At 63.7% G+C, this 18,928-nt stretch carries 21 protein-coding genes, 1 tRNA gene and 1 riboswitch; of the genes, 15 read left to right on the top strand and 7 right to left on the bottom strand.

Going from position 1 to position 18,928, the window contains the following annotated elements; all coding sequences use genetic code 11:
* Positions 1 to 2: 2 nt before the first annotated feature.
* Positions 3 to 563, bottom strand: a complete 561-nt coding sequence (gene petA / locus ACR3EL_RS00720) for a ubiquinol-cytochrome c reductase iron-sulfur subunit (RefSeq protein WP_093964025.1) — start codon at positions 561 to 563, stop codon at positions 3 to 5.
* Between the two features lie 473 nt (positions 564 to 1,036).
* On the opposite strand from petA, the gene ACR3EL_RS00715 reads away from it, so the two are divergent.
* A complete protein-coding gene (locus tag ACR3EL_RS00715) occupies positions 1,037 to 1,480 on the top strand; it encodes a c-type cytochrome (protein WP_480720029.1) in 444 nt (147 codons plus the stop codon).
* Positions 1,481 to 1,497: 17 nt separating this feature from the next.
* Here ACR3EL_RS00715 and ACR3EL_RS00710 read toward each other — a convergent pair whose 3' ends face one another.
* Positions 1,498 to 2,112, bottom strand: a complete 615-nt coding sequence (locus tag ACR3EL_RS00710; protein ID WP_480720027.1) for an FMN-binding negative transcriptional regulator — start codon at positions 2,110 to 2,112, stop codon at positions 1,498 to 1,500.
* Between the two features lie 54 nt (positions 2,113 to 2,166).
* Positions 2,167 to 2,321: riboswitch (FMN riboswitch) on the top strand.
* A 117-nt stretch (positions 2,322 to 2,438) separates the two neighbouring features.
* Between ACR3EL_RS00710 and ACR3EL_RS00705 the strand changes: the two genes are divergently transcribed.
* From ACR3EL_RS00705 to cobO, 5 genes are all read left to right on the top strand, one after another.
* The gene (locus ACR3EL_RS00705) at positions 2,439 to 2,879 is read left to right on the top strand and encodes a 6,7-dimethyl-8-ribityllumazine synthase (protein WP_170342850.1); all 441 of its coding nucleotides are present in this window, start codon (positions 2,439 to 2,441) and stop codon (positions 2,877 to 2,879) included.
* A 94-nt stretch (positions 2,880 to 2,973) separates the two neighbouring features.
* Entirely contained in the window at positions 2,974 to 4,074 is a 1,101-nt protein-coding gene (aroC, locus tag ACR3EL_RS00700) for a chorismate synthase (RefSeq protein WP_170340855.1), read from the top strand.
* Positions 4,058 to 4,732, top strand: coding sequence for an HD domain-containing protein (locus ACR3EL_RS00695; RefSeq protein WP_170340853.1), 675 nt, complete (start codon positions 4,058 to 4,060; stop codon positions 4,730 to 4,732). The genes aroC and ACR3EL_RS00695 overlap by 17 nt, the downstream gene beginning before the upstream one ends.
* Before the next feature lie 32 nt (positions 4,733 to 4,764).
* A complete protein-coding gene (locus ACR3EL_RS00690) occupies positions 4,765 to 5,700 on the top strand; it encodes a DMT family transporter (protein ID WP_149774168.1) in 936 nt (311 codons plus the stop codon).
* A 56-nt stretch (positions 5,701 to 5,756) separates the two neighbouring features.
* Complete coding sequence (cobO, locus tag ACR3EL_RS00685) at positions 5,757 to 6,356, top strand: cob(I)yrinic acid a,c-diamide adenosyltransferase (protein WP_170340851.1); 600 nt, start codon at positions 5,757 to 5,759, stop codon at positions 6,354 to 6,356.
* A gap of 397 nt (positions 6,357 to 6,753) precedes the next feature.
* On the opposite strand, the gene ACR3EL_RS00680 is transcribed toward cobO, so the two are convergent.
* The 3 genes from ACR3EL_RS00680 to ACR3EL_RS00670 form a co-directional block, all read right to left on the bottom strand.
* Positions 6,754 to 7,119 (bottom strand): hypothetical protein, encoded by a 366-nt coding sequence (locus ACR3EL_RS00680; protein ID WP_170340849.1) that lies wholly within the window; start codon positions 7,117 to 7,119, stop codon positions 6,754 to 6,756.
* 109 nt (positions 7,120 to 7,228) lie between these two features.
* Entirely contained in the window at positions 7,229 to 8,179 is a 951-nt protein-coding gene (locus tag ACR3EL_RS00675) for an AraC family transcriptional regulator (protein WP_170457115.1), read from the bottom strand.
* Between the two features lie 108 nt (positions 8,180 to 8,287).
* The gene (locus tag ACR3EL_RS00670; protein ID WP_170340845.1) at positions 8,288 to 9,154 is read right to left on the bottom strand and encodes a branched-chain amino acid aminotransferase; all 867 of its coding nucleotides are present in this window, start codon (positions 9,152 to 9,154) and stop codon (positions 8,288 to 8,290) included.
* A 158-nt stretch (positions 9,155 to 9,312) separates the two neighbouring features.
* Here ACR3EL_RS00670 and ACR3EL_RS00665 point away from each other — a divergent pair, with 158 nt between their 5' ends.
* The 8 genes from ACR3EL_RS00665 (at position 9,313) to ACR3EL_RS00630 (ending at position 16,521) form a co-directional block, all read left to right on the top strand.
* Positions 9,313 to 9,825 (top strand): MarR family winged helix-turn-helix transcriptional regulator, encoded by a 513-nt coding sequence (locus ACR3EL_RS00665; protein ID WP_093964014.1) that lies wholly within the window; start codon positions 9,313 to 9,315, stop codon positions 9,823 to 9,825.
* Positions 9,822 to 10,523 (top strand): response regulator, encoded by a 702-nt coding sequence (locus ACR3EL_RS00660; protein ID WP_093964013.1) that lies wholly within the window; start codon positions 9,822 to 9,824, stop codon positions 10,521 to 10,523. The genes ACR3EL_RS00665 and ACR3EL_RS00660 overlap by 4 nt, the downstream gene beginning before the upstream one ends.
* A 70-nt stretch (positions 10,524 to 10,593) precedes the next feature.
* A complete protein-coding gene (locus tag ACR3EL_RS00655) occupies positions 10,594 to 11,520 on the top strand; it encodes a histone deacetylase family protein (RefSeq protein WP_170340843.1) in 927 nt (308 codons plus the stop codon).
* Positions 11,517 to 11,759: an exodeoxyribonuclease VII small subunit gene (locus ACR3EL_RS00650; protein ID WP_005979588.1), complete on the top strand. Its 243-nt coding sequence runs from the start codon at positions 11,517 to 11,519 to the stop codon at positions 11,757 to 11,759. Before ACR3EL_RS00655 ends, ACR3EL_RS00650 begins: the two co-directional genes overlap by 4 nt.
* Positions 11,759 to 12,625 carry a polyprenyl synthetase family protein gene (locus ACR3EL_RS00645; protein ID WP_170340841.1) on the top strand — a complete coding sequence of 289 codons (867 nt, stop codon included), beginning with the start codon at positions 11,759 to 11,761 and terminating at the stop codon, positions 12,623 to 12,625. The genes ACR3EL_RS00650 and ACR3EL_RS00645 overlap by 1 nt, the downstream gene beginning before the upstream one ends.
* 15 nt (positions 12,626 to 12,640) lie before the next feature.
* A complete protein-coding gene (gene dxs, locus ACR3EL_RS00640; RefSeq protein WP_480720019.1) occupies positions 12,641 to 14,569 on the top strand; it encodes a 1-deoxy-D-xylulose-5-phosphate synthase in 1,929 nt (642 codons plus the stop codon).
* A 196-nt stretch (positions 14,570 to 14,765) separates the two neighbouring features.
* A tRNA-Thr gene (locus tag ACR3EL_RS00635) sits at positions 14,766 to 14,841 on the top strand.
* 135 nt (positions 14,842 to 14,976) lie between these two features.
* Entirely contained in the window at positions 14,977 to 16,521 is a 1,545-nt protein-coding gene (locus tag ACR3EL_RS00630) for a cryptochrome/photolyase family protein (protein ID WP_480720017.1), read from the top strand.
* Here the strand turns inward: ACR3EL_RS00630 and ACR3EL_RS00625 are convergent.
* Entirely contained in the window at positions 16,518 to 16,670 is a 153-nt protein-coding gene (locus tag ACR3EL_RS00625; RefSeq protein WP_217354938.1) for a DUF2256 domain-containing protein, read from the bottom strand. The two genes, ACR3EL_RS00630 and ACR3EL_RS00625, sit on opposite strands and share 4 nt — an antisense overlap.
* Positions 16,671 to 16,676: 6 nt before the next feature.
* Positions 16,677 to 18,188, bottom strand: a complete 1,512-nt coding sequence (locus ACR3EL_RS00620) for an FAD-binding domain-containing protein (RefSeq protein WP_170340834.1) — start codon at positions 18,186 to 18,188, stop codon at positions 16,677 to 16,679.
* 289 nt (positions 18,189 to 18,477) lie between these two features.
* On the opposite strand from ACR3EL_RS00620, the gene ACR3EL_RS00615 reads away from it, so the two are divergent.
* On the top strand, positions 18,478 to 18,786 hold the full coding sequence (locus ACR3EL_RS00615; protein WP_170340832.1) for a hypothetical protein: 309 nt from the start codon (positions 18,478 to 18,480) through the stop codon (positions 18,784 to 18,786).
* The last annotated feature ends 142 nt before the right edge of the window (positions 18,787 to 18,928 follow it).

Genomic DNA, 18,928 nt, shown 5'->3' with positions numbered 1-18,928 from the left:
CCTTAACCCAGCTTGATGGTGGTTTCGTCGAGGAACTCGGCGACCGGGATATGCAGGTTTTCCGGAGCGGGACCTTTGCGGATACGGCCCGCCGTATCGTAGTGCGATCCGTGGCACGGGCAGAACCACCCGTGAAAATCACCAGCGCCGTCGCCCAGAGGAACGCAGCCCAGATGGGTGCAGACGCCCATCATCACCAGCCATTCGCCGGCTTCGTCCAGCGTCCGGTTTTCATCGGTCGCGGGCAGGTTCGGCTTGTTTTCGTTCCGGTCGTTCTGATCCGGCAGATCCTCCAGCGGCACTTCGCGGCCCCAGTTGATCTCTTCTTCGGTACGGCGACGAATGAAGACGGGCTTGCCCAGCCACTTGACCGTGATCTGGGTGCCGATCTCGACGCCGCTGACGTCCACGCGGATCGAGGACAGCGCCTGAACGTCTGCCGAGGGGTTCATTTGGTTGACCAGGGGCCACACGGCGGCTCCCGTTGCAACGACACCTGCGCCGCCGGCGGCGTAGTAGAGGAAATCTCTGCGGGTGCCTTCGTGGTCTTCTGCGTGGGACACGAGGTTTTCTCCGATTCCAGCGCCCGGCTACGGGCAAACATGCATCAGCACCGCATCAAAGCGGCGTCTCATCGCGGGTATCTAGCTGGCGGAAATCGGTTCGTCCAGCGGTCATAGGCGCGCACTACGCCGCATCTGGGCATTCATGTCACAATGAAGGGGTCATTTTTCAAGAACTTCCTCGGATGTTGCGAAAATCGCCGTTCCAAGGCGCGAATCACTTCGCAGGTGATTCTCTGACCCTTCGCCACGGCTATCGGCCTTGGCCCGGCCGAGCACCTGTTCACTCGGGTATCCGGCACGAGGCATATACGACAGCAACCTGACTGCGCGGTTTCGGGACCACGAAACCCATGTAAACATCTATTTTGAAATCATTTTTTTGGTTGCGTTGCGATGAATTTCCCGGTTGCGATCCCGGGGTTTTTCAAGCAAAGGCGGCGGGCGCGCGACCGATCTGAATGAGGACCCAAATGACTTTGTCTAAAAATGCCATTCTGCTGCTCGCGTTCACCGCCGCACACCAGGCCGCCGCCGAAGGCGACGCCGCGCGCGGCGAGAAACTCTACAACCGCTGCTCTTCCTGTCACGCAATCATCAAGGATGGCGAGGTTCTGGTCAAAGGCGGCATCACCGGCCCGAATCTCTATGGTGTGGTCGGCAGGGCCGCCGGAACCGAAAACGACTATCTGAACGGCAGCGAACGGCTGCCCATCGGCATGTTCACCGATGACATGATCCGCGCCGGTGAAAACGGCCTGGTCTGGACGCAGGAGAACATCGCCGCCTACGCCCGCGACCCGATCGGGTTCATCCAGGACTTCCTGAACGACGACACCGCTCGCCCGAACATGAGCGTCAAGCTGAAGACAGGCGCCGAGGACATCGCCGCCTATCTGGCCACGTTCACCGACTGAACCCAACCCGGCGCCAGTCAACTGTCCCGCATCAGGGCGGCCAGTTGACCAAGCTCGGTGCCGATCCCGGACTGCTCGACATTCTCGGCTGCGGCCAGCCGCGCCGCCTCGGGCTTGTTCTGGTTCAGTTTCCAGGTGCCGTCGATCTGGGTGATTTGCATCTGGCAGGGCACGATCATGCGCATCATGCGCTCCAGCGCCGCCGGGTCCATCTTGTCGGCGCGCCAGGGCGGTTTGGGTTGCAGCCGCTCTTCGAAAAAGGCCGATTGCCGATCCAGAAGATCGCGCAGCCGGTCCTGGGGCTGCATTTCCAGCCGGCCGGTCAGGTGGACCGCCACATAGTTCCATGTGGGCACCTGATCCGCGACCCCGTACCAATCGGGCGAGACATAGCCGTCGGGCCCTTGAACCGCGATCCGCGCCTCCTGCGGGTTGGCCAGCGCCCGCACGATCGGGTTCGACCGCACCAGATGCAGCTCGGCCACCGCCCCATCCTCGGACAGCAGAAACGGCACATGGCTGATCAATGGCGGGCCGTCGACCGACAGTGCCAGTACACCGAACCCCCGGCTGCGGGCAAACTCCACATGGCGCGCGCGGTCCTCGGCGCGAAAGGCTGGGTTGGGGTGCATGACCGTCCTCCTGCAGACAGGTCTTGCAGATCGCGCGTGCGCTTGGCAAGGTCGCGCCGTTCTCAGGGCGGGGCGGAATTCCCCACCGGCGGTATGCGGGCCCAGGCCCGTCAGCCCGCGAGCGGCTCTGCCATCCAACCGGCAGAGTGTCAGCAGATCTGGTGAGAAGCCAGAGCCGACGGTTAAAGTCCGGATGAAAGAGAACGAGCAGCGCGCCCCGCCAAGGGCGCGTCTGTCCGTGATCGCCTTGGGTGACGTGTCATGCCGCGCTGGCCGCGAAACCGTTCGCACCCGCCAGCAGGCCACCAAGCTGAAAGGAGATCACGATGACACACACCCGCTATGCTTTCGTCAAAGCCAACTGGCATGCCGATATCGTCGACCGCGCGCTGGACGGTTTTCTGGAGCTGATCCCCGCCGATCAGGTCGATGTGTTCGACGTGCCGGGCGCGTTCGAGATGCCCCTGCTGGCCCGCGACCTGGCCCGGACGGGCCGCTATGCCGCCGTGGCCTGCGCGGCTTTTGTCGTCGATGGCGGCATCTACCGGCACGATTTCGTGGCGCAGGCCGTGGTTGACGGGCTGATGCGCGCGGGGCTGGAAACCGGCGTGCCGGTCCTGTCGGTGTCGCTGACGCCGCACCAGTACCAGGAAACCGACCATCACAACGCCATCTACCGCGCGCATTTCGTGGAAAAGGGGCGCGAGGCAGCTCGGGCGGCGCTGAAAATCGTCGAAACCCGCGCCGCACTGACCCGTGCGGCCTAAGCACACTGGGTTGGGGCAGCGATGCCCCAACCGCAAATCCGCTTGAGGCGGCAGGCTCTCGCCGTTAATCACGACCCTCAAAGGAGCACGCCCCATGTCGATGAACAGCTTTGGACACCTTTTCCGCGTCACCACCTGGGGTGAAAGCCACGGCCCCGCGCTGGGCGCCACGGTGGATGGCTGCCCGCCCGGCGTCCCGATCGACGAGGGTATGATCCAGCACTGGCTGGACAAGCGCAAACCGGGCCAGAACAAGTTCACCACCCAGCGGCGCGAGCCCGATCAGGTGGAGATCCTGTCAGGCGTGTTCGAGGGCCAGACAACCGGCACCCCGGTCCAGCTGATGATCGAGAACACCGATCAACGCTCGAAGGACTACGGGGACATCATGGACAAGTTCCGCCCCGGCCATGCCGACATTACCTATTGGCAGAAATACGGCATCCGCGACTATCGCGGCGGCGGGCGCAGCTCGGCCCGGGAAACGGCGGCGCGGGTGGCCGCGGGCGGGCTGGCGCGCGAGGCGATCAAACAGATCGCGCCCAATGTCCAGATCACCGGCTACATGACCCAGATCGGCCCGCACCGGATCGACCGGGCCAACTTTGACTGGGCGCAGATCGAACAGAACCCGTTCTGGACCCCGGATGCACAAGCCGCCGAGGACTGGGCGGCCTATCTGGACGATCTGCGCAAATCCGGCAACTCGGTCGGCGCGGTGGTCGAAGTAGTGGCGCGCGGCGTTCCCGCGGGCCTCGGCGCGCCGGTCTATGGCAAGCTCGACACCGATCTGGCCGCGGCGATGATGTCGATCAACGCGGTCAAGGGCGTCGAGATTGGCGAAGGCATGGCCGCCGCCGAACTGACCGGCGAGGCCAATGCCGACGAGATTTTCATGGGCCAGAACGGCCCGCAATACAGCTCGAACCATGCAGGCGGCATTCTGGGCGGTATCTCGACCGGGCAGGACATCGTGGTGCGTTTTGCAGTTAAACCGACCTCATCGATCCTGACCACGCGCAAGACCATCACCAAATCGGGCGAAGAGACCGAGATCATCACCAAGGGCCGCCACGACCCCTGCGTCGGCATCCGCGCCGTGCCGGTGGGCGAGGCGATGATGGCCTGCGTGATCCTGGACCACCTGCTGCTGCATCGGGGCCAGATCGGTGAGAACCGTGGACGGATTGGCTGAGCTGCGCGACCGCCTACGCGCGGTCGTCGCGCAGCGGATGATCACCGACCCGGCCCATGACCTGGCCCATCTGGACCGTGTCTGGGTCAATGCCCGCGCCATCGCCGATGCGCAAACCGACAGGACCGTGCTGCTGGCGGCCTGCTATCTGCACGATCTGGTCAACCTGCCCAAGAACGACCCCGACCGACACCTGGCCTCGCGCCGGTCGGCCGAGGAGTCCGAGCCTGTTCTGCGAGACCTGGGCCTGAGCGATGCCCAGATCGCCGCCACCCGCCACGCGATCGAGGCGCACAGTTTTTCCGCCAACATCCCGCCCGAGACGCCCGAGGCGCGCATCCTGCGCGATGCCGACCGATTGGATGCGCTGGGCGCCATCGGGATCGCACGGAATTTCTCGGTGTCCGGCGCTTTGGGGCGGACGCTCTATGATCCGGCCGATCCGTTCGCATCGCACCGGCCGCTGGACGATCTGCACTATTCCATCGACCACTGGAAGGTGAAGCTGCTGGCCCTGCCCGACGACATGCTGACCGAAGCCGGACGGCAGATCGCTCAGCAACGGGTCCGGCGCATGATCCGGTTTCTGACCGAATTTGCCGAAGAGATCGGCAGCCCCCTGCCCGACAGCTGGACACGCCCCAATCCGACCCGTTGATCTTTGCCGCGCAAAGGCGCAGGGTCGCGCCGATGGCCCAATCCCTGACCTCTCATCGCCCCGTGCTGGCCGTGACGCTGAAACTCAGCGCGCTGTTCCTGTTCACGGCGATGTCGGCGCTAGTCAAGGCGCTGTCGGCGGATTTCCCGCCAGGCCAGATGGTGTTTTTCCGTTCGCTTTTCGCGGTGCCGGTGATCGTGGCTTGGCTGATCTCGCGCGGGGAACTGGCGCAGGGCTTTGTCGTCAGGAAACCCATGGGCCATTTCTGGCGCGGGGTGCTGGGCACCACCGCCATGGGCCTGACCTTCACCGGGCTCAGCCTTCTGCCGCTGCCCGAGGTTACGGCGATCGGCTATGCCACTCCGATCTTCACCCTGATCCTGGCCGCGCTGCTGCTGGGCGAGCGCATCCGCCTGATCCGCATCGGCGCAGTGGCGATCGGGCTCTTGGGCGTGCTGATCATGATCTGGCCCCGGCTGGGCTCGGCCGATCTGGGTACCGGCGCCACGATCGGCGCGCTGTGCGTGCTGGGCGCGACCGTGGCCCGTGGCTTCGTGCAGATCCACATCCGGCAACTGGTTCAGGTCGATCACCCCGCCGCAATCGTCTTCTATTTCTCGATGACCGCCACGCTGCTGTCAGCGCTGACCGTGTTCTGGGGCTGGACCATGCCGACCCTGAACCAGCTGCTGATCCTGATTACGATGGGGCTGATCGGCGGCGTCGCGCAGATTCTGGTGACCTCGTCCTACCGGTTCGGGCAGGCCTCGATGCTGGCGCCCTATGACTACACGTCGATGCTGTTTGCGATCTTCATCGGCTATGTCTGGTTTGACGAGCTGCCGACCCTGGCGATCCTGCTGGGGGCGGCGCTGGTGATCGCCGGCAATGCAGTGGTGATCTGGCGCGAACACCAGCTGGGACTGGAACGCGGCAAAGCGCGGTCACTGACCGATCACAAACCCTGACTTTACCTTTCGCGCCCATCGCCTAGGTTGGCGCGAACAATCAACGAGGTTTTGCCATGAGCGACGCACAGGACCACAAACAGAAGATGCAACAGGTGCAGGCCCAGCACCGCAAGAAAGTGTCCGAGGCCGTAGATCCCGGCCGCGGGCTGGTGCTGATCAACACCGGCAAGGGCAAGGGCAAATCCTCGGCCGCCTTCGGCGTGGTGATCCGCGCATTGGGCTGGGGCCAGAAGGTCGCCGTGGTGCAGTTCATCAAGGGCAAATGGAAGACCGGCGAGCGGCGGTTCTTCGAAGAACGCGATCTGGTCACCTGGCACACGATGGGCGAAGGCTTCACCTGGGACACCCAGGACCGCGACCGCGACATCGCCGCCGCCACCGCCGCCTTCGACAAGGCGCGCGACCTGATGGCCAGCGGCGACTATGACTTGGTGGTGCTGGACGAGATCAACATCGCCCTGCGCTATGAATACCTGTCGGTGGACGCGGTGATCGAGGGGCTGAAGGCCCGCTCGGACCGGACCAGCGTGTTCCTGACCGGGCGCGACGCGCCGCAGGCGCTGCGCGAATATGCCGATCTGGTCACCGAAATGACCGAGGAGAAGCACCCCTTCCAGGCCGGCATCAAGGCCCAGCGCGGCGTCGATTTCTGATCGGTCAACGCGGGACAGCACCACTTGCCGGTGCCGCCGGCGTTTTCCGGGGGACGGTGGCAATCCGGGCGTCCGCGACCCCGGCCGCCCGATCACAGCGTCCGTTCTGGCACTTGCAGTCCAGGTAGGCCACCAGGTCGCCATCGGCGCAACACCCGCTGCCAAGGGGCAGGTCTGAACTGGACAGAAGTTCGAGTATCGGGTCGCGCATCGCGTGGCCTTTCCGAAATCGTTTCCGAGACGGTGGCGCGCCCTCGCAGGTGTTCGGCTTGGCGCGCAGGCCGTCTCGGAATCAAAGGCTTGATACCGGGGTATCTGGCGTTGGGCTAAAACTGACAATTTCTGTCGGATTTTTCAAGACCAAAATTCGCCCCGCCCAAATGGCCGGAGCAAGGGGTCAGGCGGTGGCTGTCTGGTCGGGCGCGCTGAGCGAGACTACGGCCACCACAGCGGCGCCATTCAGCCAGTAGTAGACCGCATCCAGACCGGTGAAGCCGAACAGGCTGGGCGCGAACAGGAAGGTGAGCCCCACCAGCAGATCGACGGCCAGGTGAAACCTGTAGGGCAGCACGCGCCAAACACCCAGGTGATGATCCGTCAGCGCCGTCAACACGAAAGCCGCCACGCCGGTGGCCACCGACAGCCACAGCGCAATCGGGTTCGACGCGCCCAGTCCCAGGGCAAAAGGCAGCCCAATCAGGGCCAGTGCCACCGGGTAGTCCAGATAGGCATGAATGGTGCGAGTAACAAAACGCAGAGACATGATGTTTCCTTTCCTTGATTGAGGACGGATCAAGGATAGGCTCGCCAACTCGAACGCAGCAGCCCAGATCGTTTGGGATATCTTGCAGATCGTCCGCCGAATCGCCGGATCAGTGCATCGCCCTGTAGGCGGCCGGAGACAGACCGATCTGCTTCTTGAACACCCGCGAAAACGCCGCCTCGGAGGCATAGCCGACCTGAGCCGCCGCGTCGGCCACGTTCCAGCGGCTTTCGATCAGTCCGTGGCAGGCGATCTGCATACGCCAGTCGGTCAGGTATTGCATGGGCGTGGTGCCCATCTTCTGGGTGAACAGCTGTGCGAATGTCGTGCGCGACATGCCGGCTTCACGCGCCAGCGATGCCACGCTCCACTCGCGGGCCGGGTCGCGGTGAAAGGCGCCCAGCGCGCGTGATATACGTGGATCGGCGAAGCCCGACAGGGCCGCATCGGTGGGGCTTTGATGTTCCAGATAGGCGCGGATCGCCTGGGCGAACAGAACCTCGGACAGTTTCAGCGCGATCAGGTCACCGCCGATCCGGGCGCCCGCAACCTCGGATTCGATCATCCGCAGCGTCGCCTCGATCCAGGCCCCGGCGGATTCGCCGTAGTTCTCGATCAGGATATAGGGCGGCAGGCGATCGATCAGCATGTGCCCGGTGCCGCGCCGCCCGGCCGGACCGGCAAACGAGAAATGCCCGCAGATCAGTTGGGTGTCACGGTCCTGCTCGGCTCCGCCATAGACCAGCACACCATCACCCTTGTAGCCGGCCCGGTCCAGGACCTGCTCCAGCGGCAGGGCATCCACGGGCCGGACCTCGTTGCACAGCAGCGCATGCGCGGCCCCGTGCGGGATCAGGATCAGATCCCCCTGCCGCAACCGCAGGGTCTCGCCGGTGGTGGACACATGCACCTTCAGCTCTCCGCGCTGGACGAAGTGAAACCGGGCGACGTTTTCGAATGCAGGTACCTGCACGCCGAAGGGCGGCGTGAACGAGGTCCGGAAATACAGGGTGCCCCTCAGGGAAAGGCGCGTCAGGATATCGCTGAGCAGGTCCAACATGCGCCAAGGATACGGATTCGCACCCGACCGTCCAGCGCTGCGGACGATCTGCAACAAGGTCCGGACGGGCGGCAAGGCCGGTTGGCCACCGCCCGCGCGGATGTCGGATCAGCTGCGGACCAGCTGCTCGTAATCGTTGGCGATCTCGCGGGTCAGGTCGCCGACCTCGAAGGTATACTCGCCGATCTGGCCCACCGGCGTGACCTCGGCCGCGGTGCCGGTCAGCCAGCACTGTTCGAAATCGGCCATCTCCTCGGGCAGGATGTGGCGTTCGTGTACGGTGATGCCCTTGTCTTTCAGCATCTGAATCACCGTCTGGCGGGTGATCCCGTTCAGGAAGCAGTCGGCCAGCGGCGTATGCACTTCGCCATCCTTGACGAAGAATACGTTGGCACCGGTCGCCTCGGCCACATAGCCGCGGTAATCCATGAACAAGGCATCCGAACAGCCCTTGGCCTCGGCCTTGTGCTTGGAGATGGTGCAGATCATGTACAGCCCCGCCGCCTTGGCATGGACCGGGATCGTTTCCGGGCTGGGCCGCTTCCACTCGGCAATGTCCAGCTTGGCGCCCTGCATCTTGGCGTCGCCGTAATAGGCGCCCCAAGGCCAGACCGCGATGGCCATGCGGACCGGGTTGCGCGCCGAGGCCACGCCCATATCCTCGCCCGAGCCGCGCCAGACCAGCGCGCGCACGTAAGCGTCTTTGAGGCCGCTTTTTTCCAGTGTTTCGGCCTTGGCCGCCTCGATCTGATCAACCGTGTAAGGCATCGGCATGTCCAGCGCCTCGGCCGATTTGATCAACCGCTCGGAATGTTCGCGGCTTTTGAAGATCTTGCCGTTATAGGCGCGCTCGCCCTCGAAGACCGAGCTGGCATAGTGCATCGCATGGGTCAGGACATGCACCTTGGCATCGCGCCAGGGCACAAATTCGCCATCCATCCAGATGACACCGTCACGATCGTCATATCCCGCCATCCGAAACCTCCTGACCCGGGCTACATTTCCGATTGTTGCGCCACTTAGGTCCGGCCCGGACACAAAATTGCGCAAAAACTGCGATTCGATACCTGTCCGCCCTTGGAATGTCAATAACGCTGACTTAAAGTCGGGGCGCGTAACGAATGAGGCCCGATATGTCCGAGATCCGCCCCGCCCCGGTCTTTGGCGGAGAAAGCCTGTTGTTTCTGACAGATGAACAGCTTCGGCAGGGGATCGAGGCGATGTTCTTTGCCTATCGCGGCTTTACCGCCGACCCCGACCGCATCTTAAGCGAAATGGCCTATGGGCGGGCGCATCACCGGGCGATCCATTTCATCAACCGCGCGCCGGGCACCACGGTGAACAACCTGCTGGCGATCCTGGGGGTGACCAAGCAGTCGCTGAACCGTGTGCTGCGCACGCTGATCGACGATGGCCTGGTCGAGAGCCGGGTCGGCACCGTCGACAAGCGCGAACGCCATCTGTACCTGACCGAAAAGGGCAAGGCGCTCGAGTCGCAGCTGTCGGACGCCCAGCGCGCCCGTATGCGCGCGGCCTACAAGGATGCCGGCCCCGAGGCGGTTGCCGGGTTCCGCAAAGTTCTTGAAGCGATGATGGATGCTGATATGCGTCGAGCCTATGTGAAACTGCGGGATTCAACTTCATGAGCGATGTGGACGCCCACCTTCTGATCGTCGATGACGATGAACGCATCCGCGATCTACTCAAGAAGTTCTTGATGCGCAGCGGATTTCTGGTGACGGCGGCGCGTGATGCCGCCCATGCGCGACGGGTCCTGTCGGGGCTGGATTTCGACCTGATCGTGATGGATGTGATGATGCCGGGTGAGGATGGCGTCAGCCTGACCCGAGCCCTGCGCGAGACACACGACACGCCGATCCTTCTTCTGACCGCACGCGGCGAGACCGAGCACCGGATCGCCGGGTTGGAAGCCGGGGCCGACGATTACCTGGCCAAGCCGTTCGAGCCCAAGGAACTGCTGTTGCGGATCAACGCCATCCTGCGGCGGATGCCGGAAACCACGGCGCAGGATACGGCCGCCAAGATCCTGCATCTGGGGCCGATCCGCTATGACATTGAACGCGGCGAGATGTGGCAGGGCGAAGAGCCGGTGCGGCTGACCGCCACTGAAAGCCAGTTGATGAAGATCTTCTCGGCCCAGCCGGGCGAGCCGATCAGCCGGTCGAAGCTGGTCGAAGATCTGGGGCGCGACAAGGGGCAGGCGCAGGAACGCGCGGTGGACGTGCAGATCACCCGCTTGCGCCGCAAGATCGAGCAGGACCCCAAGCAGCCGCGCTATCTGCAGACGGTGCGGGGCGCGGGATATATGCTGGCGCCCGATTGATTTTGCCGCTGCGCGGCGTTTTCTTGCCTTCGGCGAGGGTATTGTTGGCCAGATGAAGTGGGGGAGTTTCATGAAGACCGCTGTTTTGACGCATGCCGATTGTCTGGGTCATGTCACCCCCGAGGGGCACCCCGAGCGGGTGGCCCGGCTGGAACATATCCTGCATGCGCTTGAGCCGCTGGACCTGCAGCGGGTGACCGCACCGCTGGCGGCGGACGATGATCTGCTGCGCATCCATCCCGAGAGTTTCATCCGCGAAATCCGTGACAGCCGCCCGACCGAGGGGTTCCGCCAGATCGACGGGGATACGTTCATGTCGCCCGGCTCGGTCGATGCGGCCTATCGTGCGGCGGGGGCCGTGGTGCGGGCGGTGGACATGGTGCTGGGCGGTGAGGCGCCGAATGCGTTCTGCGCCATTCGGCCGCCGGGCCATCACGCCGAACGGGAAACCGCCATGGGGTTCTGCCTATTCGGCAACGCTGCTCTGGCAGCGAAGCATGCGCTGGATCATCACGGGCTGGATCGGGTCGCGGTGGTGGATTTTGACGTGCATCACGGCAATGGCACGCAGGATCTGCTGTGGGACGAGACCCAGGCGCTGGTGATCACCAGCCAGCAGATGCCGCTGTGGCCGGGCTCGGGGCGACCGGATGAAACCGGTGCGCATGACACCATCGTGAACATCCCGTTGGCCCCCGGCACCGGCGGGGCCGAGATGCGCGCGGCCTACGAGGCGCAGGCCTTTCCTCGGCTGCGCGCGTTCAAGCCCGAGCTGATCATCATCTCGGCCGGGTTCGACGCCCATCAGGACGATCCGCTGGCCAATCTGAACTGGTCCACCGACGATTTCGCCTGGATCACCGCGCAGCTGTGCCGGATCGCCGATGAGCTGTGTGGGGGCCGTATCGTCTCGACTCTGGAAGGCGGGTATGATCTGAACGCACTGGCCAAGGCCACACGCGCCCATGTTGAAGAACTGATGAAGGCAGCCCGATGACCGAGACCCCCGTTGAACAGATGACATTCGAACAGGCGATGAAAGAGCTGGAGGCCGTGGTCGGCCAACTGGAGCGCGGAGACGTGGCGTTGGACCAGTCGATCGCCCTGTACGAGCGCGGCGCCAAGCTGAAGAAACGCTGCGAGGACGAGCTGAAGCGCGCCGAGGAGAAAGTAGCCGCCATCACGCTGGATGCCGATGGTCAGCCCACCGGGACGACTCCTGTCGAAGGCCTGTAATGTTTTCCGGAAGGCTGGTGCAGGATGCTGCGCTGATCCAGGCGCAGTTCGATCTGGTTCTGGGCGCGCTGGACGATGTCGATGTGACCCGCGCGATGGCCTATGCCACGCAGGGCGGCAAGAGGCTGCGCGGATTTCTGGTGCTGGAAAGCGCCCGGCTGCACGGAATGGACGAGACCTGCGCGATCTGGCCCGCGACCGGGATCGAGGCGCTGCACGCCTACAGCCTGGTGCATGACGATCTGCCCTGCATGGACGATGACGATCTGCGTCGCGGTCGCCCCACCGTGCACAAGCAATGGAACGACGGCATTGCGGTTCTGGCTGGCGACGCTTTGCAGTCGCTGGCATTTGAACTTTGCACCCGGCCCGAGGTCGGATCTGCAGGCGTTCGGGCCGAACTGGCGCTGACCCTCGCCCGGGCCAGCGGTGCGCAAGGCATGGTTCTGGGTCAGGCGTTGGACATCGCTGCCGAAACTGCCGAACAACCTTTGACCCTGCCGGAAATCACGCATCTTCAGGCCGGCAAGACCGGGGCGCTGATCGAATGGTCGGCGTGCGCCGGTGCTGTTCTGTCGGAGGCTGATCCGACCCCATTGCGCCAATATGCCCGTGCGCTGGGTCTTGCCTTTCAGATCGCCGACGACATCCTTGATGTGGAGGGTGACAGCGAAAAGGCGGGCAAACGATTGCAGAAGGACGCACAGGCGGGCAAGGCAACTTTCGTTTCGCTGCTGGGTCTGGATGCAGCGAAGGCGCGCGCTGCCGAGCTGGTCGAGCAGGCCTGCGCCGCGTTGGACGCGTACGGACCGCGGGCCGAAACCTTGAAGGACGCCGCCCGCTTCGTTATTGCGCGTGAAAGCTGAACCGTAAGGGATGCCATGTCAGACCGTCCGAAAACCCCGCTTCTGGACCTTGTGAACCGCCCGGCGGATCTCAAGCAGTTTTCGGACGTGCAGCTGCATCAGCTGGCACACGAGTTGCGGGCCGAGACGATCTCGGCCGTATCGGTGACCGGCGGGCATCTGGGCGCGGGGCTGGGCGTGGTCGAGCTGACCGTGGCCCTGCACGCGGTGTTCGACACGCCGCGCGACAAGATCATCTGGGATGTCGGGCACCAGTGTTATCCCCACAAGATCCTGACCGAGCGGCGCGACCGCATCCGCACCCTGCGCCAGAAAGGCGGCCTGAGCGGGTTCACCAAGCGCAGCGAAAGCCCCTATGACCCGTTCGGCGCGGCGCACAGCTCGACCTCGATCAGCGCGGCGCTGGGCTTTGCCGTGGCCCGCGACCTGGGCGGGGTCACGCCCGAGGGGCTGGGCGACGCGATCGCGGTGATCGGCGACGGGTCGATGTCGGCCGGCATGGCCTTCGAGGCGATGAACAATGCTGGCCACCTGAAAAAACGCCTGATCGTGATCCTGAACGACAACGAGATGAGCATCGCCCCGCCCGTGGGTGCACTGTCGAACTATCTTTCACGCATCTATGCCGAAGAGCCGTTCCACGATCTGAAGGCCGCCGCCAAGGGGGCGGTGTCGCTGCTGCCCGAACCGTTCCGCGAAGGCGCCAAGCGCGCCAAGGAAATGCTCAAGGGCATGGCCGTGGGCGGCACGCTGTTCGAAGAGCTGGGATTCTCCTATGTCGGCCCGATCGACGGGCATGACCTGGACCAGCTGCTGCCGGTTCTGCGCACGGTCAAGGCGCGGGCGACCGGGCCGATTCTGATCCACGCGCTGACCAAAAAGGGCAAGGGCTATGCCCCGGCCGAGCAGGCCCGCGACAAGGGCCATGCCACCGCCAAGTTCGACGTGGTCACCGGCAAGCAGCAGAAGGCGCCGTCGAACGCACCGTCCTACACCTCGGTCTTCGGCAAGACCCTGGTGGATGAGGCCAGCCGCGACGACAAGATCGTGGCGGTGACCGCGGCGATGCCCGACGGTACCGGGCTGAACCTGTTCGCCGAACGCTACCCGTCGCGCTGTTTTGACGTAGCGATTGCCGAGCAGCACGGGGTCACTTTCTCGGCCGCGCTGGCGGCGGGTGGGCTGAAACCGTTTTGCGCGATGTATTCAACGTTTTTGCAGCGCGGCTATGACCAGGTGGTGCACGACGTGGCGATCCAGCGCCTGCCGGTGCGCTTTGCCATCGACCGCGCGGGGCTGGTGGGCGCCGATGGCGCGACCCATGCCGGGTCGTTCGACATCGCCTACCTGTCCAACCTGCCGGGCATGGTTGTGATGGCCGCCGCCGACGAGGCCGAACTGATGCACATGGTCGCCACCGCCGCCGCCCATGACGACGGCCCCATCGCATTCCGCTATCCGCGGGGCGAGGGCGTGGGCGTCGATCTGCCCGAACGCGGGCAGGTTCTGGAAATCGGCAAGGGCCGCCTGATCCAGTCGGGGGCACGCGTTGCGCTCCTGTCTTTCGGCACGCGCCTCGCCGAGGTGCAGAAGGCCGGCGAATCTCTGGCCGCGCGCGGTATCACCCCGACCATCGCCGACGCCCGGTTCGCCAAGCCGCTGGACCGCGACCTGATCCTGGACCTGGCCGCCAACCACGAAGCGCTGATCACCATCGAGGAAGGCGCCATCGGCGGGTTCGGCAGCCACGTGGCACAACTGCTGGCGGATGAGGGCGTGTTCGATCGTGGCCTGAAATACCGCTCGATGGTGCTGCCGGACATTTTCATCGACCAGGCCAGCCCCGCCGACATGTACGCGGTCGCGGGTATGAACGCCGAACAGATCGAAGCCAAGGTGCTTGCCGTTCTGGGCATCGCATCAATCGGAGAAAAGCGCGCCTGATTCCGACCGGATCGTCGGTTGCCCTCAGCCAGAGCGGCATTCGGGTCGAACGACGGGTGAACAAGGCCAGTCGCCCTCCAAGAAAACCTCACATTGGGGTCAACAACCGGTCTTGCCTACGCCCGTGGGACGGTTTAAACGATCCTTCGCACCGCATACCACGCCCCCACGGGCGCGGGTGCGCGTGGAAGAATGGGCCGCTGTAGCTCAGCTGGTAGAGCACGTCATTCGTAATGATGGGGTCGGGGGTTCGAGTCCCTTCAGCGGCACCATAGCTTCTCGGAACAAACTTCGGTGTTTCGCCGCCGGTTTTCCCGTCTGTTGATTCGGTTTCGCAATTTATCTGCCGTTCAATCTTTCCAGAAGTTTAGGTTGCTCATCCGCGAGGCGGCCCTAACTCGACGGAAATGACGCAGACAAACGAACGCTCCCCCAGCCGGCTCATCCTGGTGCTGGGCGACCAACTGAGCCAAGACTTGAGCGCCTTGAGCCAGGCGAAGATGGCGCGCGACACGGTGTTGATGGCCGAAGTCGCGGACGAGGCGGGATATGTTCCGCATCACAAAAAGAAGATCGCGTTTGTCTTTTCGGCAATGCGCCATTTCGCAGATGAGCTCGGTGCGGCGGGGTGGCAGGTTCGTTATGTCAGGCTGGATGACCCTGACAATACCGGCTCCATCACAGGCGAGATCGCGCGGGCCACCGCGGATCTGTCTATTGAGAGCGTTCAGGTGACCGAGCCCGGCGAGTACCGGCTGAAAGCCGCCTTGCTTGAGTGGGCGGACCAGAGCCAAACCGATCTACATATGCTGGAAGATGACCGGTTTGTCGCCACGCACCAAGAGTTCCGCAATTGGGCGGACGGACGCAAGCAGTTGCGGATGGAATTTTTCTATCGCGAGATGCGGCGCAAAACGGGGCTGTTGATGAACGGCGACCAACCCGAAGGCGGGCGCTGGAACTTTGATGCGGAAAACCGCAAGCCCGCCACTGCCGATCTGTTTATGCCCCAACCACCCCGATCCGACCCGGATGACATCACCACCGAGGTTCTGAGCCTTGTCGAAACCCAGTTTGGCGACAACTTCGGACAACTGCGCCCGTTCTGGTTCGCAGTGACCCGCGCCGGCGCGCTCGAGGCGCTGGACCACTTCGTGGAACACGCTCTGCCTCTGTTCGGGGACCACCAGGACGCAATGCTACAGGCAGAGCCGTTCCTCTATCACTCGGTCCTGTCGCATTACCTGAACGCGGGTCTGCTGGGGCCGATGGAGATCTGCCGGCAGGTCGAGCGTGCCTACTATGAAGGCCGCGCGCCTTTGAATGCGGTCGAGGGCTTTATCCGTCAGATCATCGGCTGGCGAGAATATGTTCGGGGCCTCTATTGGCTGAACATGCCCGGGTACACGGAGCGCAACCACTTCGGGGCAACCCGCCCGCTGCCGGATTTCTACTGGACGGCCAAAACGGAAATGGCCTGCATGGCGGCCGCAATCGGGCAGACGCGCGACCACGCCTATGCCCACCATATCCAGCGCCTGATGGTGACTGGCAATTTCGCGATGCTGGCCGGGGTCGATCCGCACGAAGTCCACGAGTGGTACCTGGCGGTTTACGCCGATGCGTATGAATGGGTCGAGGCCCCCAACGTGATCGGAATGAGCCAATTCGCCGATGGCGGATTGCTTGGGTCAAAACCCTACGCAGCAAGCGGAAACTACATCAACAAGATGTCGGATCACTGTTCGCATTGCCGCTATGACGTGAAACGCAAGTTCGGTGCGAATGCCTGCCCTTTCAATCCACTGTACTGGGATTTCCTGGCACGCAACGCCGACAAGCTGCGTGGCAATCCCAGATTGGGCCATGCCTACCGAACCTGGGACCGGATGGACCCCGAAAAACAGGCCCAATACCGCGACAGCGCGCGCGAGATACTCGACAGCCTCTAACTCTGGCCGGTCGAAGATGATCGGGCTCGGCGGCAACGCTGCGAGCAGTGGCGGACCTCGTCCCAGACCTTGGCCCATTTTCGCCGCCAGGTGAAAGGGCGCCCGCATGTAGCGCAGGTTTTCGTCGGAAGATCCGACTTTTTCCGCATCCGCATCTAGTCCCCCAGATCCAATGACAATTGCGCCGGGTTGCGGGTGACCGCACGGCTGTTTCCTTTCCGCAAACGCCCTTTGCGACTGCCATGCCGGGCCAAGACCTTCGCAGCCTCGTCCCGGAAACCGTCCCCGCGCCGCACCGCCCAGATCCGATCCCGGGCGAACCGGGCCGCCGCGACGTGATCGACGATGGGCATCGGGTAGCGTTTGCCCAGCACGGCACCTGCGTTCTCGGCCTTCCACGGCTCTTGCAGATGGCGATCCGGGATATCAGCCAATTCCGGCAACCAACAGCGTGTAAAGGTCCCGGTCGGGTCCTGATCATGGCCCTGTTTCACCGGGTTGTAGATCCTCAGCGCGTTGATGCCCGTGGTGCCGGCCTGCATCTGCACCTGGCTCCAGTGGATGCCCGGTTCGTAATCGGTGAACAGGCGGGCGAGAACCTCACCGGGTGCGCGCCAGTCAAGCCACAGGTGATAGCTGGCCGTCGCCATCACCATCGCGCGCATTCGAAAGTTGAGCCACCCCGTTGCCCGCAAGTACCGCATGCATGCGTCAACAAATGGCAGGCCGGTCTCACCGTTGGCCCAGGCCTCCAGCCGATGCGAATCCGGGGCCGAGGGGCGGATCCCGTCATAGGCGCGATGCACGTTCTGGAACTCGATCCGGGGGTCATCCTCCAGTTTCTGGATAAAGTGGCAGTGCCAAAGCAGCCGGCCTTCGAACGAGGACATCGCCCCCCGCCACTGTTTGTCGGAGGTGTGGCTCAGCGCTTTTTGCCGCGCCCATGTGGCCTGCATCACCTCGCGCATCGACAGCGTTCCCCATGCCAGATGCGGGGACAGGCGCGAACACGCATGTTCCCCCAGCTGAGGTGAGGACATCGCGCTGCGATAGGTCCGGCCGCGCGTGCTCAGGAATGTGGTCAACCGGTCCGACGCCGCCGTGTGGCCGCCCGACTGCCGCCGTGGACATGGGTCCGGGTGCAACCCCAATTCCGTGCTGGACGGGATCCCACCCGGGTCCATCGGGATGGGCCGCAATATGGGTGCGGGCGTGATCGGTTCGCTCATGAAGCGATCCCACTCTTTGGCCCAGCCATCGCGCGAAGCCAGACGGCGGCGAACCCCGTGATTGCGCGGCTGGTGCCAGGGAATACCCTGGGTTCGGCACCAGGACGCCACGCGTTTGTCCCGCTGAAAGGTCCAGTCGTTTCCCGTTTCTTCATGCGACCACAGGGCCGTGAGGTCGAAACTTTGCGCAAGATCGTCCAGGACCGACAGCATCTCGCCCGTCCGTACGATCAGGGGCTGGCCCAGTTCCGCAAGCTGCCTGCGCAGCTCGACCAGGGTTTCGTGGATGAACGCCCATTGGCGAGCGGAGATGTCGGGTTGACGCCAAAGATCGGGTTCAACCACGTAAAGCGGCACCAGCGCCCCCCGCTGTGCCGCCTGAGCCAGGGCACGATTGTCCTGCACCCTGAGATCCCGCTTGAACCAGACGATCTGCAAAACCGTTCTCCGAACCAAATCTGGGCAATAGCTAGTCTGGTCCGGCCAGCCCTCAACCGTGTTCAATGCGCCCCGGCAGGGCCGGGACGCAAAAACCGCGCGGAACCGGTTCCGTCATGGCCCGGTGCGACCGAAGCCTGTCGGGAAATGGGCAGGCCAGTTCACAAAGCGCTGCCTTGACGGGCGCTTTTTCGGTTGCAATGATCAAAACATGGGCGCTTTGAAAACTATTTTCGTTTCAGCACTATGCACTTTCTCATCCATCGGATTGCTTCATGCTGAAACCGACATGGTCAAATCGTTTGCCGGCTGCGCCGGGCGTTTTTCGGCCGAGATGGAGCATGCCTGGCTTCTGAACGACCCCAAGGCGCAGGACTATGAGTTGCTTCGCGGCGGCTTCGTGTCCTTGCTTGAGGCGACCGTGACGGCAGAGGAGGCCGAACTGGTCCTGAGCCACCGGGTGAACTCAAAACACGCCCATGCGCGCTTGCTCCATACGGCAACCTTTGGCTCGGACATCACGGCGGCCAGCGCCGCGCGGCAAACGGCCAGCGACCTTCTCGATCAGTGCAGCCTGCTGATACTGGGCGGCGTCTAAGACCACTCCTCGCTGCAGCGCCGCATTTTTGGGCGAACCATGCGGCACCGCCGCAAATTTGGGCAACACGCTGAATCAATCCAAAAACTCACGCCACCGGACTCTGAGCCCCGGCAAAAGCTGACCTAGCAATGTGGTGCGC

The sequence above is a fragment of the Ruegeria sp. BJ3 genome (assembly GCF_056535665.1).
The sequence above is the reverse complement of the archived record's forward strand: the minus strand, read 5'-3'. Positions and strand labels throughout refer to the sequence as shown.